General features: G+C 59.5%; 15 protein-coding genes. 9 read left to right on the forward strand and 6 right to left on the reverse strand.

From position 1 onward, the window contains the following. Positions 1–9 precede the first annotated feature (9 nt). The 9 genes from PR017_RS27940 to PR017_RS27980 all read left to right on the forward strand — a co-directional run bounded on the left by PR017_RS27940 (position 10) and on the right by PR017_RS27980 (position 9,839). The gene (locus PR017_RS27940) at positions 10–993 is read left to right on the forward strand and encodes a zinc-dependent alcohol dehydrogenase (protein WP_111221660.1); all 984 of its coding nucleotides are present in this window, start codon (positions 10–12) and stop codon (positions 991–993) included. A 93-nt stretch (positions 994–1,086) separates the two neighbouring features. Then, positions 1,087–2,001 carry an intradiol ring-cleavage dioxygenase gene (locus PR017_RS27945; RefSeq protein WP_111221661.1) on the forward strand — a complete coding sequence of 305 codons (915 nt, stop codon included), beginning with the start codon at positions 1,087–1,089 and terminating at the stop codon, positions 1,999–2,001. Between the two features lie 2 nt (positions 2,002–2,003). Continuing rightward, a complete protein-coding gene (locus tag PR017_RS27950; RefSeq protein ID WP_111221662.1) occupies positions 2,004–3,083 on the forward strand; it encodes a maleylacetate reductase in 1,080 nt (359 codons plus the stop codon). A gap of 17 nt (positions 3,084–3,100) precedes the next feature. Then, positions 3,101–3,400 carry a Dabb family protein gene (locus PR017_RS27955; RefSeq protein WP_111221663.1) on the forward strand — a complete coding sequence of 100 codons (300 nt, stop codon included), beginning with the start codon at positions 3,101–3,103 and terminating at the stop codon, positions 3,398–3,400. A gap of 104 nt (positions 3,401–3,504) precedes the next feature. After that, positions 3,505–4,563, forward strand: coding sequence for a ketopantoate reductase family protein (locus PR017_RS27960; protein WP_111221664.1), 1,059 nt, complete (start codon positions 3,505–3,507; stop codon positions 4,561–4,563). Between the two features lie 315 nt (positions 4,564–4,878). Further along, positions 4,879–5,028, forward strand: coding sequence for a hypothetical protein (locus PR017_RS27965; protein WP_154677477.1), 150 nt, complete (start codon positions 4,879–4,881; stop codon positions 5,026–5,028). Between the two features lie 154 nt (positions 5,029–5,182). Continuing rightward, positions 5,183–6,178: an ABC transporter permease gene (locus PR017_RS27970; RefSeq protein ID WP_206423214.1), complete on the forward strand. Its 996-nt coding sequence runs from the start codon at positions 5,183–5,185 to the stop codon at positions 6,176–6,178. Positions 6,179–6,203: 25 nt separating this feature from the next. Continuing rightward, a complete protein-coding gene (locus tag PR017_RS27975) occupies positions 6,204–7,271 on the forward strand; it encodes a substrate-binding domain-containing protein (protein ID WP_111221666.1) in 1,068 nt (355 codons plus the stop codon). A 69-nt stretch (positions 7,272–7,340) separates the two neighbouring features. Further along, a complete protein-coding gene (locus PR017_RS27980) occupies positions 7,341–9,839 on the forward strand; it encodes an ATP-binding cassette domain-containing protein (RefSeq protein WP_111221667.1) in 2,499 nt (832 codons plus the stop codon). A 93-nt stretch (positions 9,840–9,932) separates the two neighbouring features. Here the strand turns inward: PR017_RS27980 and PR017_RS27985 are convergent, their stop codons facing one another. The 6 genes from PR017_RS27985 to PR017_RS28010 all read right to left on the reverse strand — a co-directional run bounded on the left by PR017_RS27985 (position 9,933) and on the right by PR017_RS28010 (position 14,554). Beyond that, entirely contained in the window at positions 9,933–10,589 is a 657-nt protein-coding gene (locus PR017_RS27985) for a DUF3313 domain-containing protein (protein ID WP_111221668.1), read from the reverse strand. A 125-nt stretch (positions 10,590–10,714) separates the two neighbouring features. Continuing rightward, positions 10,715–12,043, reverse strand: coding sequence for an ATP-binding protein (locus PR017_RS27990; protein ID WP_111221669.1), 1,329 nt, complete (start codon positions 12,041–12,043; stop codon positions 10,715–10,717). Further along, positions 12,040–12,762 (reverse strand): response regulator, encoded by a 723-nt coding sequence (locus PR017_RS27995; RefSeq protein ID WP_111221670.1) that lies wholly within the window; start codon positions 12,760–12,762, stop codon positions 12,040–12,042. Before PR017_RS27995 ends, PR017_RS27990 begins: the two co-directional genes overlap by 4 nt. A 94-nt stretch (positions 12,763–12,856) precedes the next feature. Then, a complete protein-coding gene (locus PR017_RS28000; RefSeq protein ID WP_133255640.1) occupies positions 12,857–13,363 on the reverse strand; it encodes a hypothetical protein in 507 nt (168 codons plus the stop codon). Then, positions 13,303–13,776 carry a hypothetical protein gene (locus PR017_RS28005; RefSeq protein WP_133255641.1) on the reverse strand — a complete coding sequence of 158 codons (474 nt, stop codon included), beginning with the start codon at positions 13,774–13,776 and terminating at the stop codon, positions 13,303–13,305. Before PR017_RS28005 ends, PR017_RS28000 begins: the two co-directional genes overlap by 61 nt. Before the next feature lie 169 nt (positions 13,777–13,945). Continuing rightward, entirely contained in the window at positions 13,946–14,554 is a 609-nt protein-coding gene (locus PR017_RS28010; RefSeq protein ID WP_111221673.1) for an outer membrane protein, read from the reverse strand. Positions 14,555–14,574 lie beyond the last annotated feature (20 nt).

Here is a 14,574-nt window from a genome sequence, read left to right on the forward strand (position 1 = left end):
GAGAGTGTCATGAAAGCTTTGGTATTCGAGGCCCCTGACAGGCCGGCAATCGTCGATGTGGCGATGCCGGAGGTTTCGGCCAACGAAGTGCTCGTCCGCACGCGCGCTGTCGGCATTTGTCACTCGGACTACGAGTTGCTCGCCGGACGATACATCATCCCGATCTCCTATCCGGTGACGCCGGGGCACGAGTGGAGTGGCGAGATCGTCGAGGTCGGTCGCAACGTGACGGGCTTCAAGGTCGGCGACCGCGTCGTCGGCGAATGCGTCGTGCGCACGCCGGAGCGGCTCCATCATTTCGGATTTTCGATGAGCGGCGCCGATCGCGAATTCTTCAACGTCAATCCGGAATGGCTACACAAGCTGCCGGATGCGGTCGATGACAAGAAGGCGGCACTGATCGAGCCCTTTACATGCGGCTTCTATGCGGTGCTGCGCTCCGGGGGCACCAATGCCAGCGAGACTGTGGTCGTTTCGGGCGGCGGCACCATCGGCCTCGTGTCGGCAGCGGCTGCTATCGGCATGGGCGCACGCGTCATCGTGGTCGATCCGCTGGCTACCCGCCGCGACGTGGCCCTGAGGCTCGGGGCAGACGCCGCGCTCGATCCGTCCGACGGGGGTGCCGCGGACCGTATCCGCGAAATGACCCGCGGTCACGGCGCCGACCTGGTTGTCGAGGCATCCGGTCACGATGCATCGCTGGCTGCGGCCTTCGACTACGCACGGGAAGACGGCCGCATGTCGATGGTCGGGATCAATATCGGGCGCAAGGTGCCGGTCGTCATCGGCCAGATCCAGATAAAGAACCTGACCGTCAGGGGATGCATCGGTTCGCCGGGCGTGTGGCCTGCAGCGATACGCTTCCTAGATCGTACAGGGATCGATCTCTCACCGATCCAGACTCACGACTACGCGCTGACGGACGCCGTCGATGCTTTCAGCTTCGGCAAGGACGCAACCAAGAGCGTCAAGATCACCCTCCTGAACAACTGATCGCCGCCTGCGGTTGCGGCGATCAGGGAACGACCAAACCCTCACGGATGCGACCGGATCGTGCCGCGGGGCCTATGGGAAAGGACAACGGAAATGGCTGACCAGCAGACGAAACATGACGCTGAGAGCGGATACTTCTCCGAGGAGAGCTCGGTCGAAGTAGTCCTGGCACGGATGGCAGGGAAAACCGATCCGCGTCTGCGCGAAGTCATGAGCGCAGCAATCCGCCACCTGCATGCGTTCGTCAAGGAAGTGGAGCCCAATCAGCAGGAATGGGGCATGGCCATCGATTTCCTGACCGAAACCGGCCAGATCTGCAACGAATGGCGGCAGGAGTTCATCCTGCTTTCCGACATTCTCGGCGTTTCCATGCTGGTCGATGCGATCAACAACCGCAAGCCATCCGGGGCGACCGAGACTACGGTGCTCGGTCCGTTCCATGTCATGGACGCACCGCAATACGAGAATGGCGCCAATATCTGTCTGGATGGCAAGGGCGAACCGCTGCTGGTGAGGGGGCGCGTCACCGATACCGACGGAAAGCCGATCGCCGGCGCGATGCTCGATGTCTGGCAAGCCAACGACGAGGGCTTCTACGATGTCCAGCAGAAGGGCCTGCAGCCCGAGATGAACCTGCGCGGCATCTTCAAGACGGATGCCGACGGGTCATACTGGTTCAAGTCGGTTCGGCCAAAATTCTATCCGATCCCCGATGACGGCCCTGTTGGCAAGCTGCTCGGCCAGATGGGGCGCCATCCATTCAGGCCAGCCCACATCCACTTCATCGTCGGGGCTGCCGGCTTCGAGCCCATCACAACACATATCTTCACGCCCGATTGCCCCTACCTTCATTCGGATGCGGTTTTCGGGGTGAAGGAAGACCTGATTGCCGATTTCGGCAAGCTGGACGATCCGAAGCGCGCTGCCGAGCTCGGCTTCGACAATCCGTTCGAGGCCGTGACCTGTGACTTTGTGCTGGTCACGCCGCAGCAGAAGCTGGAGGCATAGCGATGCAGGCCTTCACCTATAACGCCAATCCCGGGCGCGTGATCTTCGGGCACGGCACGATCGCAAGGCTTGGAGAAGAGGCTGACCGTCTGTCGGCCGACAAGGTTCTCGTCCTGTCGACACCGGAGCAGGCCGAACAGGCGCGGGCCGTGGCCGATCATCTCGGACCGCGTTTTGCTGGCAGCTATACGAAGGCGCAGATGCACACGCCAGTCGACGTGACCGTCGATGCGATGCGTGAAGTCGAGCGGCTGAAGGCGAACGCGGTGCTGGCAATCGGCGGCGGATCGACGACGGGGCTCGGAAAGGCCATCGCCTTTCGCACCGATATTCCGCAGATCGTGGTGCCGACAACCTATGCCGGCTCCGAGGCGACGCCTATCCTTGGCGAAACTGAGAATGGTCGAAAGGTCACGAAGTCAGACCCGCGCATTCTGCCTGAGGTCATCGTCTACGACATCGACCTTACCCTGACACTGCCGGGCTCGATGTCCGTCACTTCAGGCCTCAATGCCGTGGCCCATGCGGTCGAGGCACTGTATGCGCGCGAAACCAATCCGATCATTTCGCTATTGGCGGAGCAGGGGATCGCGGCATTCTCGCGCGCCTTGCCGGTTATCGCGAAAAACCCGGAAGATCCCGAGGCAAGAGCCGATGCGCTGTACGGGGCGTGGCTTTGTGGCGTCTGCCTGGGTTCCGTCGGCATGGCGCTCCACCACAAGCTCTGCCACACCCTCGGCGGCATGTTCAACCTGCCGCATGCGCCAATGCACACCGCTGTCCTGCCGCACGCCGTCGCCTACAACGCGCCGGCGGTACCGGAAGCGATGGCGCGGATTGCCAAAGCGCTCGGCGCTGACGATGCGGCGACGGGCTTGTTCGATCTCGCCTCCGGTCTCGGTGCGGATATGGCCCTCAAGTCATTGGGCATGCCCGGCGATGGGATCGACGCGGCGGTCGAGCAGGCGATGTCCAATGCCTACTGGAACCCGCGCGCATTGGAAAAGGATGGTCTCCATCATCTGCTGTCTCGTGCCTATGAGGGCGCAAGGCCGGCAGGCGCGTCTGCGTCGTCAATCTGACCCGGGAAACAGAAACGATGATCAAACATATCGTCATGTGGAACGTCCGCGGTGACACGGCCGAGGAAAAGCAAGAGGCGGCGCGCAACGTCAAGCACAAGTTCGAGGGTCTGGTCGGCCAGATCCCGGGCTTGCGGACGCTGGAGATCGGCATCGATATCAGCCGGATTTCCTACGCCTGCGACGTGGTGCTGTATTCCGAATTCGAGAGCCAGGCCGATCTGCAGGGATACGCGGAGCATCCGGCTCACCTGCAGGTCAGAAACGAGCTCGATGGGGTCCGCACGGACCGCTATCAGGTCGACTATATCCCCTGAGACGAAGCGTCCGCACGTCATCTCTGCGTCTCGCGAGGGACAGCCAATAAACTCTCTCACATGCGCTGACGATTGGGCGCGATCATACCCGAAGGAGATACCGCATGAGCTGGGATAAAGAGGGCGGTCCGAGGATCGCGTTTCTGGGCACGGGCGCGCAAGGCGCTTCCATCGGCGCCGATTTCGCGCTTGCGGGCCTGGACGTAACCTTCATCGAACAGTGGCCGGATCACGTCATCGCAATCCGCGAGCATGGCATCACTGTCAACCTGCCGACACGCACGATCAATGCCAAAGTTCCAGCACTGCATCTTTGCCAGGTGGCGGAAATCAAGGAACCCTTCGATGTCGTCTTCCTGGTGGTCAAGGCCTACGATACGAAATGGGCCTGCCAGCTTATTGAGCCGGTCCTTGCGCCAGACGGCTTGGTTGTCGGCCTGCAGAACGGCATGACCCATGAGGATATTGCCGCGATCGTCGGCCGGGAGCGGACCATCGGCGCGGTGATCGAGATCGCCTCCAACATGTGGGTGCCCGGTGTCACCAACCGTCAGAACGACCACGACACCTCTTGGTTCGCTCTTGGCGCGCTCGATCCGCAGACGCAGCCAAGGGTCGAGGCCGTTGCCGATCTGCTGCGCAATGCAGGCACGGTCGAGGTCACGGACGATATCCGTTCGGCAAAATGGATGAAGCTGGTCGTCAACGCGGCCGAACTTATTCCTTCGGCGATCATCAATCTGCCGCTGGGAGATGCAGCACGGACCCCGGGTATGCTGGAGACGATGCGTGCGGCCGGCTATGAGGCCATGCATGCGGCCCTCGCCGATGGTGCCACGATTGTACCCATCATCGGCATGCCGCCGGTGACGACAAACGACCCGGAGCGCTATGTCGACAAGATATTCGAAGAGGTACTGACGGTCTTCTCGCAAGCCGACACGTTGACAACGTCGTTGCAGGACTGGCGAAAAGGACGTCGTGCCGAGATCCAGGAGGTCAACGGCTGGGTCGTCGACACCCTGAAAGCGCACGGCCGGCCAGCGCCGGTGAACCAGCGCGTCATGGAAATCGCCTACGAGATCGAAAATGGCAGGCTCGAAGCCAGGCCGGAGAATTCGAAGCTGCTGATCGAGGCCTTTGAAGCTGCTGGCAAGAGATGACACGCACGTCCAAGCCAGTCTGCAGCTGAAACAGTCCAGACGGTCGGGAGTATGACGCCTTTGATGCATGGACGGTGATGCGCCGAAGTTTCTGATTTTTTCGCGTGAAATCCGGACGATCAAGCTTCCAAAAAGCGCCTTATCCAATCCGGACATCTTCGATGTTTTCAGGCGCTTCAAAATGCATAAAGGTGGAGACGAGGAGTTGGGAGGAGTGCCCTTACCTCAACAAATAGATCGAAGCCGTAGCTTTCTCGAGAGGGAAGGTCTCTTGTTCTGTGACTTTATTTTGCAGTTGCTTGGAGGAGCATGGATATGGACGACGAAATCTACAATTCGGCTGCCTGCAATTGCGCCGACCCAGTGGAACTGCGCGAAATGACCATGCTTTCGAGCGATAGGTATATTTCCATTCGGGCGCGTGAAGTACAAAATTCAGAATTGCTAGTAAATGCCCACGAGTAACCGCCGGTAGTCTCAGGCTAGTGGGCTCACTTGTGCTCGTTCCGGCATGGCGCATTCGAGTATATCGGCTGCCCGAATTTTTCAGCATACGGCCATAGGCAGCCCGGGCAGCAAAGGTGTTTTTCGTGAGCGATTCCAAGAAAGGTGAGCTGAGATGAACTCAAGCTCGATGACATCGACCAGCTTGCAGAAGCAAAGCCTGTTTCGGATCCCGATGGCGCGGAGTTTCATGACGGTCGTCTTCTCGACCATCCTGCTGCTGGTCGTCTGCAAGGTATTTGCGCCCTCGAGCGTCTCCTGGGGAGCGCTGTCGGGAAGCCTGCCGTTCGCAGCGATCATCGCCGTCGTCGGTCTTGGGCAGCTGCTCGTAGTGCAGCAGGGCGGGTTCGACCTTTCACTTCCCGGCTCCGTCTCGCTCGCCGTCGTGGTTGCCACCCACTATCCTCAGCAGAACGATGCGCTGCTTTATCAGGCAGTTCTGATCGCGCTCGGGATGGCCCTCATTGCAGGTTTCGCGAACGGGATCCTCGTCAGCTTCTTCCGGTTGAACTCGATTATTGCGACGATCGGCATCAATGCGCTGCTTTACGGCGCAGTCTTTGCCACGTCGGGCGGGGTTCCTTCGATCACGACGAACCTTCTTGCGGAAATAGCCGGTGGTGAGACCTTCCGGGTCCCGAATGCTGTGTATTTCGCGCTTGCCGCCACCGTTGTCGTTTCTTTCGTGCTCAAGAAAACACTGGTCGGGCGCCGCTTCGAGGCCATCGGCGCCAGCCCTCCGGCCGGTCGTGCCGCCGGACTTCGCGTTCGTGTTCATCAGATGATGGCCTATGTCTTCGCGCAGCTGCTCTATTGCATGGCCGGAATCCTGATCGCCGGCATCACCCGCGAGCCAACCGCGTTTCAGGGAGACACGCTTCTGCTGCCGTCTGTTGCGGTCGTTGTGCTGGGAGGCACTTCGCTCCTGGGTGGCCGGGGCTTCCCGATCTCGACTGTCATCGCGGCCTTCTTTCTCAATCAATTGAGCCAATTCGCCCTGTCAGTAGGGGTTCCATACTCGGCTCAGACCATCATCCAGGCCCTGGCCCTGGGTTTTGGCATCGGTGTTTACTCGCTGCGTTGGCGAAGAAACGTAAGAAAAACGACCTGAACGAAAAACTGTGGAGGAGAAAAACATGAAACATTCGACATTCAAGAAGGGCTTTGCGCTCTCCGTCGCCGCCGCCGTCATGGCGCTCGGCAGCGCGGGCCTTGCCAAGGCCGAGACGCCCTCGTGGTGCGGCCCGAAAAAGGCGTCGTTGGCACTGCTCGACGGCTACGGAGGCAATAGCTGGCGCCAGGTGACGACGGCATCGGGCAAGCAGGTCGTCGATCTCTGCCCGAGCATTACCAAATATGAATATGCAGATGGCCAAGGTGATACGCAAAAGTCGATTTCAGACATCAAGGGTATGGCTGCCAAGGGTATCGACGCGCTGGTCGTGTTCGGCGACGCCGGCCCTGCCATGCTTCCGGCCATCACCAGCGTTTACAAGTCAGGCAAGGTCATCGTGCCGTACCGGGTAGCCGTTGGCGGCAAGGAGGGCGTCAACTATTCGAAGTTCATCGGCTCGTCGTTCGAGAACGATGGCGTGACCTGGGGCAACTGGATCAAGGGTATCCTCCCCAAGGGGGGCAATCTGCTGTTCCTCAGCGGTCCGGCAGGCAACAGCCAGGGTCTCGATGAACTGAAGGGCCTGAAGAGCGTCCTCGGTCCGGAGTATGTCTTCGTCAACCCGCAGCCTTTCGCGGTCACAAACTGGGATCCGGCTTTGACCCAGAAAGTATTGACGGCCGAAATTGCCAAGAATGCCAAGATCGATGTCATAGTGTCGGACTTCGGCCCGTCGCTGGTAGGCGCGTTGCCGACATTCACCAAGCAGGGAAAGTCGATCCCGGCGCTGGCAACATCCGACGGCAATTCGCTGGGCTGCCTGTTCGATGAGAGCAAGGCCAAGAACCCGGATTTCAAGCTGTTCACTGTCGCGACCGGCAATGACAACGTGCGGCTTGCCGTAGAATGGGCCGTTGCGCTTGCAACCGGCGGCGAGAAGCCAAAGGACGAAATCTTCAAGGCCCCTGCCTTCGAAGACTCGGTCTCCGGCACGCCGAACCCCGTCAAGTGCCGCAAGGACCTGCCTGGCTCCATCTATCTGTCGTCCGCACTTTCGGCAGAAGACCAGGCCAAGGCGGTCACCAAGTAGCCGACGAACAGGCATGGATTTCCCCGGAGAGAACACTCTCCGGGGCAAGTTTTCGAGGACGGATAACAGATGTTGCAAACAGGCGTTAAAGCGGTCGAGGCAGAGACAAGGGACGTGATTATCCGTCTCTCCGGTATCTCCAAGTATTTCTCTGCCATCCCCGCACTCAGCGATGTGAACGTCGAGTTCTGCAAGGGCGAAGTGCACGCTATTCTCGGAGAGAACGGCGCCGGCAAATCGACGCTGATGAATATCATCTCCGGCACGTTGCGCCCGACCGAGGGCGAAATCAGTTTCGAGGGTCGTCCGCTCCAGCAACTGACGCCCGAGATTGCGAAGTCGCTGGGGATCGGTATCTGCTTCCAGCATCCGGCCATTCTCGAAGATCTATCAATCATGGAAAATCTGCGCGTGGCGCTTCCGTCTTCGGTTTTTGCCGGCCGGTCGCCGCAGGAGGTCGTACAGGAGGTTCTCGATACGGTCGGGCTTCAGGTGCCGCTCGGCATGCGTGCCGATAGCCTGACGGTGGCGCAGAAGCATCTGCTTGAAATCGCCAAGGCCCTGGCGCTGAAGCCACGGGTTCTCATCCTCGACGAGCCGACCGCTTCCCTCGACCAGGATTCGACCGACATGTTGTTTGGGCGCATCCGCGAAATTGCGAGCGCCGGCACAGCGGTCATCTACATTACCCATCGCCTGGCAGAACTCCGCCAGATTGCCCATCGTGTCACGGTGTTGCGCGATGGCAAGGTGCGCGGTGCAGAAATGGTGCGGGACATCAGCGACGGTGATCTCGTCAACATGATCGTCGGGCGTACTCTGAAATCGGCCTTCCCCCCGAAGTCGCAGCGGGCAGAGGCCGAAACCAGCCTTTCCGTCAGCGGCATCAGCTCAAAGGAGCTGACAGACATCAGTTTCGACATGCCGCGCGGCCAGATCATTGGGGTCGCCGGCGTGGCTGGTAACGGCCAGCCGGAACTCATGCGCGTGCTGGCAGGATTGCATCCTACAGAGGGTACGATAACCCTTCGAGGTCGGCAGCTGACGCAGAGCGAATTGCTGCGCGAAGCAGCCTTCATGCCATCCGACAGGCATGTGGAGGGGGTGGCAACCAGCCTCACCGTGCGCGAGAACGCGACTTTCTCGGCGCTCGAAAAATTCTCGGTCGGCGGCATCATGAGCCGCAAAAAGGAACTCGAGCAGGTCAACGCGATTTTCACCGAGCTTGCCGTGAAAGCGCCCGGCATGGAGGCGCCCATCCTGTCGCTTTCCGGTGGCAATCAGCAGAAGGTTGTCATGTCGCGGGCAATGCTCTCCGATCCCGGCCTCATCATTGCCGACGAGCCGACGCAGGGCGTAGATGTCGGTGCCCGCTTCGAAATCTATCGTATCCTGCGCGAAGTCTCCGACCGCGGCACGCCGGTCATCGTCAACTCCTCTGATGCCGTGGAGCTCGAGGGGCTGTGCGACAAGGTCATCGTCATGTCGCGCGGTCATCTGGTCGCTACACTGACTGGCGATGAGGTCACCGAAGGTCGCATCGTTGCCGCTGCCGTCAATGCCAGCACGCATGGAGGCGCCAGCGTTTCCAAGGCTGCGGAAAAGACCGGCGCGTTCCGCCATTTCCTGCAGTCCGACAACGCGCCTGCTGTGCCCCTCGCGCTCGTCACCATCCTGCTCGGGCTCTATGTCTACAGCCAGAACGACAACTTCTTCTCGGTCTACAACATCTACAACATCTTCCTCCTTGCAACGGCGCTCGGGTTCATTGCCCTCGGACAGACTGTCGCACTGCTGATGGGTGGCATCGATCTTTCCGTCGGCCCGCTCGCCGGCTTCCTCGTCGTCGTCGCCTCCTTCTTCATCAACGACGATAAGTCCTCTGTCATGATGCTGGCGGGCTTCGTGCTGATGCTTGCAGGTGCTTTCATCACAGGCACAATCAACGGGCTGTTGATCCGCTTTGCCAATTTTACGCCGATCGCCGCCACACTGGCCATGTATATCGCCATACAGGGCTTGAGCTTCCTGCTGCGCGACAATCCAGACGGCTACATCAGCGCGACTGTCACCGATTGGGTCAATTGGCAGTGGGGACCGTTTCCGGTCGCCTTCCTCGCATTGGTTGCCATTGCGGTCGGCGGGGAATATGTGCTGCGCCAGACAAAGGCAGGCTGGCGGCTGCGTGCCGTCGGTTCTGACGAGCATTCGGCACGCCGGGCCGGCATCCGCGTCGACCTGACGTTCATTGCGGGCTATATCGCCTGTTCGCTGCTCACCGGCCTCGGCGCAATCATGCTGATGACGCAGATCGGCGTAGGAGATCCCCGCCAGGGCATCAACTACACGCTGTCGAGCATCACGGCGGTGGTGCTGGGCGGCACCAGCCTGACCGGTGGCCGGGGAACGTTTATCGGAACGTTGCTGGGCGCAGTCCTGCTGACCGAGGTTCTGAACGCCGTCACCTTCCTCGGGCTCAGCCAGACATTCCAGTATTTTTTCCAGGGCCTGCTGGTCGTCGCGGCTGCGCTCATCTATTCCGGCGTTCGCAGACGCGCCAGCAACTGAGATCGCGCGGATACGCTTTTCGCCAATCCGGCTAGGGTTCCGATACCCTTTCCAGGCAGGGGCTCCGGCCAGGCCAATTGACGGTACCCGGCACTAGCGAAGCTTGGCCAGCAGCGCGTCCGCACCTTTTTCAACGCCCACCATCGAAGCTTGCATCGATCCCATGCTGGCGCCGATGTTCATTGCGCCCGGAAACTGCTTGCTGACATAGGCGAGCAACAGGCGGTTCGCTGTCGCATCGTAGACCTCGACCGCGTAGTTGACCGATCCCGTCATCGACCCTTCGCCTCCGCGGACAGCCTGGACTCCGTTGTAGACGCCGCCCGCGACGTCGAAATGGGACAGCGTCCCGAGCACAGGGGTATTTGCTTTCACGCCCGTTAGCGTCAGGTGCAGCCTGAGAGTGTTAGGCTGCGGAGCCGTCACGATGGAGAACCGCGTCTTCAGCCTCTCGGTGAATTCGGACTGCATGTAGCGCGCAAGAGCCAGTTTGTCATCGGCGGAAACCTTGCCAAACTGAGCGTCGGTGCCGGCATAGACAGTCACGGGATCCACGATGATCCTGGTATATTGTCGAAAGCTGGTGTCGCCCCGGAAAACATAGGGTTCGCGACCATTCTGGTCATTGGGATTGGGTTTCAGCGCTGACGCCGAAGCCAGTCCCTCGTAGACAACGGGACCGGCGGCTGTACATCCGGTAGTGACTGCGCACGCAAATGCAGTCGCGAAGATCGATTTGATTGATGGCATAGGAAGATAGCCTCCGGGGGGTAAGATCCAGGAATGACCATCGGACATTTGTGTATTGCCGTGTCTTCTTTGATGTTCTGAAATGTTCGCAGCCAAGAATAACCCAACCGGGCGCTGCACGCCTGTCACGTTGCGGGCGGCAGCCGGATATCGGCCATCAGCCCTTTCGGCATATTGTCGAGCAACTGGAAAGTGCCATTGTGGCCTTTCTCGACGATGCCCTTGGTAATCGTCAGGCCAAGGCCAAAACCGCTCCCCATCGCTCCGCCCTGCCGGGATGCATCAGCCTTGAAGAACGGCTCGAGCACGCGGACTTTCATTTCGTCGGGAAGGCCTGGCCCGTTGTCCTTTACCGCGATCCGCACGCCTCCGTCTTCAAAACATTCGAGCGCTACGCAGACCTGATCTGCATAACGGGCGGAGTTTGACACCAGGTTGCTCACGGCTCTCGTCAGGCCTTGCGACTTGCAGATGTACACGACACGTCTCGGACCTTCGAACGTAACGTTGACGCCAGTGTCCGCAAAATCGCTGGCGACCGTCTGGAGGAGGCTCGACAGATCGACTTTGCGAGTGTTTTCGACCTTGTCGTTGAGGAATGAAAGGCTTTCGTCGATCATCATGCCAAGAGTAGTGACATCTCGCAGCATCAAATCCTTGAGGTCGGAATCTGCCAGCCGTTCGGCTCTCATTCGAAGCCGGGTGAGGGGCGTTCTGAGGTCATGGCTGATTGCGCGCAACAGCCTCGTGCGATCGACTGTCATCTGCTGGATACGGCTGCGCATGGTGTTGAGAGAGTTTGCAAGAATTCGGATCTCGCTCGCACCCTCGACCGTGAAGGGCTCTGCGTAGGTTTCGTTCAGGACCGTTTCTCGCTGGGCCGCCGTCGCGATGCGCTCCAGCGGCCGGGTTATCAGCCGGCTGCTGAGATAGGCCATGATCGCCAGGGGAATGATGATCTTCAAAAGCCCGCTGGCAACAGCTGGAGCAAACCAGAGATATTTCGGAAACATAGGGGCTTCTATCGACAACGCATTGTCGTTGTCGAGCATGACGAGCAGGTTATGGCGGGGACTGGAATGCGAAAAGATTTCGCCGATCTCCGCAACAAAGGATTTGTCCAATAGCCTGCGAATGCCTGGGCGAACGTCTGCCTGGATCGGCACGACGGCAGCAGCATCGGCGAACTCCCTGGGATCGACCCGCCCCATGCGAAGCCCGACTGCCGCCGCATTGGCCAGTGCGGCATCCTCGTCCGCTCGAGAATTGGCCTTTTTGAATTGCTCCAGCACCGTCTCCACGCGACCGGCGAACAAGCCGATTTCGATCCCCTTGTCGTGACGGCCATAGATGAACGGCTCTGTGATCGTCGCGACAGCTGACACGAGTACGACGAGGAGAACGGCAAGCAGAAGTATCTGTATGCGAAGTGACGCAGAACGCAGCGATATCACAATATCCGCTCCACTTTTGCGGCAAACATGTAGCCGCCGAGCCGAACCGTCTTGATGAACGTCGGCTCCTTGAGGTTCGGCTCGATTTTCTGCCGAACCCGACTGATGTGCGCGTCGATGCTGCGCTCGATCGGTCCCGCAGTGCCCGCGTGGGTCATCGACAGCAGTTGCTCCCGCGTCAGGATCTTGTTGGGATTTTGGCAGAAGGCCAGAAGCAGGTCGAACTCGGCAGTTGTCATCGACACCTGCGCGCCCTCGGCGTCGTGAAGCTGGCGACTGTTTGGATCTATACGCCAGCCCGAAAATGCCAGGGCGGCAAGCCCGCCATCCTGTTCCCGCACATAGGAAGCCCGGCGCAGGATGCTCTTGATTCGGGCGATGAGTTCGCGAGAATTGAACGGTTTGGTGACGTAGTCGTCCGCTCCCAGCTCTAGCCCGAGAATACGATCGATATCCTCCTGGAGCGCCGTCAGCATAATGATCGGGATGGTGCCGGAGGAGCGTAGCCTTCTGCAGATGCTGAAACCGTCTTCTCCGGGAAGCATCGCATCCAAAACGATCAGGTCGTATTTGTAGCGCGCCAGAAGGCGGTCCATGTCCGCACCGCTGTCGGCCGACGTCGCCTTGTAGCCATTGGCACAGACGAGTTCGACCAGCATTCCGGCGATTTCGGTGTCATCTTCAACGATGAGGATGTGAGCTTGGTCTGGAAATGTCATCTCGGCGGGCTCCCCGATCTCAGAGGCCAGTCTTACCGCAGTTGCAAGACGGCTGCTGGATTTATCGGCTCCGGTCTTTTTTTCAAGCTCCAGATCATATCCCACCGGCCATCCCCGTATCGACGATGATCATCGAGATATAGCAGGCGCGTGCCGCAACCATGAGAAAAAAGGCAATCCCGAGAGTGAGTGTCGCGTAGTGGCGCCCGCGGGAATACTTCGGCATGCCTTCGATGATCTTCATGAGAGATATCTTCAGAACCTTCGCAAACGTCAGAAGGCAAAAGAAGGCTGTCAGAACGAAACCGCTGACCGAGGCAGCGCCAATTATCCACAACATCAAAAGAGACCCTATCCAGAAGAGGAGTTCGCATTTTACCGCGGCGACCTGTGCAGGATCCAATCCTTGGGGGAGCCAGGTGAAAGCGGTCCTGCCAGTTGCCAACGTTTTCAGGCGACCAATGCAAAACATCGGGTCTGCGCTCCCATGACGCGTCATGAAATCCGGGCGATGGCCAGAGAGATCGGAAATACGCACGCTCAGATGTCGATCCTCGCCATGGAACGGCTTTTGAAAAAATGCACCGCTGCTTTGCGCCATCCCGCATAGCCGGGGTTCGCTGCAGCCTGCTTGCGGCCGAACTCCTTGACCTTCTCGGGCTCACGGCCTGACCGGGGCACAGTGAGCGTCTTTATGCGGTTGACGAAGGCATTGACGTCGAACTGTTTGCCGCTGATCTCGGCGCTGTCGGCCGTGAGCGCCGCGTGGAAGAAGACCTCGAGGTTGACGACCGGGATCGTCATGATGTTCCGGACGATATCGATCTGCGGCCGGACTGTGACTGCCAATGCGAACGCATCCGAGCGAAGCGCATCGAACAGGTCCGGGACTGTCGTGACCGCCACCGCCGGATAGCCCGCTAGCTCTAGCCTGGCGACGATGGTGTTTGCCGCGTTGGCCGGAAGAAAGACAAGAATGGGGCGTCTGTTGTTTTTGCTCGCAGGTCCGCTCACGGCAAAGTCTCCTTGCTTGATCGCCTGGAGGCTTCTCCCGGGATCCATCTGTTCGTTGGATTTTTGTTCCGTCTTTATTGCCGGGCTGCGGCGGCGACGGGATGGAGGTGACCATCCCGGATGGGCCGGGAAAGTCTCGTCTCGTCCTTCCCGGCCGTCCTGCCTGCGGCTAGAACTTGTAGCTGGCGCCGATCAGGACCTTGTTCTGGGTGGCGCCAAAATCGCCGACGCCGGCACCGAAATCCTTCTTGCCGAAATCCGAATAGCGATATTCGCCACGAACCAGGATGTTGTCGGTGATGGCGTGTTCGACACCTCCACCCGCAGTCCATCCAATGAGGATGTCGTCTTTCTTGCGTATAGCGGGGATGTCCAGCTTGCCGCTCGTCGCCGCGATGCCGGCAGTTGCGAAGATCAGCGTACGGTCAAGGGCATAACCGATACGACCACGCCCGGACGCATCCCATTCAAGGTCGGTGTCCTTGTCTTTGGCGAAGTTGTAGTTGAAGTCGTTCTCAATTCCGTAGACGATGCTGCCCGACTGGAAGTTGTAGCCGGCGTGAATGCCTGCGGAGCCGTTGTCCAGATCTTCCTTGGTGCCGAGAACGGTGGTTTGATTCCAGCTATAGCCACCCTGGGCGCCGATGTAGAAACCTGACCAGTCATAGGCTGAATAAGCAGCAGGCGCTGCCTCCGGAACAACGGAAAGGTCCGCTGCCATTGCGGGTGCTGCCGACGAAATGGCGATAATGGCAAATACGAATGACTTGATGTGCACGGGAATGACTCTCTTTCATA

Source organism: Rhizobium tumorigenes, from assembly GCF_003240565.2.
GTDB lineage: Bacteria > Pseudomonadota > Alphaproteobacteria > Rhizobiales > Rhizobiaceae > Rhizobium > Rhizobium tumorigenes.

Coding starts and splice junctions, on each gene's coding strand:
- PR017_RS27985 (WP_111221668.1), bottom strand. CDS start 10,589: ATGCCATCAATCAAATCGATCTTCGCGACTGCATTTGCGTGCGCAGTC.
- PR017_RS27965 (WP_154677477.1), top strand. CDS start 4,879: ATGGACGACGAAATCTACAATTCGGCTGCCTGCAATTGCGCCGACCCA.
- PR017_RS27970 (WP_206423214.1), top strand. CDS start 5,183: ATGAACTCAAGCTCGATGACATCGACCAGCTTGCAGAAGCAAAGCCTG.
- PR017_RS27975 (WP_111221666.1), top strand. CDS start 6,204: ATGAAACATTCGACATTCAAGAAGGGCTTTGCGCTCTCCGTCGCCGCC.
- PR017_RS27945 (WP_111221661.1), top strand. CDS start 1,087: ATGGCTGACCAGCAGACGAAACATGACGCTGAGAGCGGATACTTCTCC.
- PR017_RS27940 (WP_111221660.1), top strand. CDS start 10: ATGAAAGCTTTGGTATTCGAGGCCCCTGACAGGCCGGCAATCGTCGAT.
- PR017_RS27995 (WP_111221670.1), bottom strand. CDS start 12,762: ATGACATTTCCAGACCAAGCTCACATCCTCATCGTTGAAGATGACACC.
- PR017_RS27955 (WP_111221663.1), top strand. CDS start 3,101: ATGATCAAACATATCGTCATGTGGAACGTCCGCGGTGACACGGCCGAG.
- PR017_RS27980 (WP_111221667.1), top strand. CDS start 7,341: ATGTTGCAAACAGGCGTTAAAGCGGTCGAGGCAGAGACAAGGGACGTG.
- PR017_RS28000 (WP_133255640.1), bottom strand. CDS start 13,363: ATGGCGCAAAGCAGCGGTGCATTTTTTCAAAAGCCGTTCCATGGCGAG.
- PR017_RS27950 (WP_111221662.1), top strand. CDS start 2,004: ATGCAGGCCTTCACCTATAACGCCAATCCCGGGCGCGTGATCTTCGGG.
- PR017_RS27960 (WP_111221664.1), top strand. CDS start 3,505: ATGAGCTGGGATAAAGAGGGCGGTCCGAGGATCGCGTTTCTGGGCACG.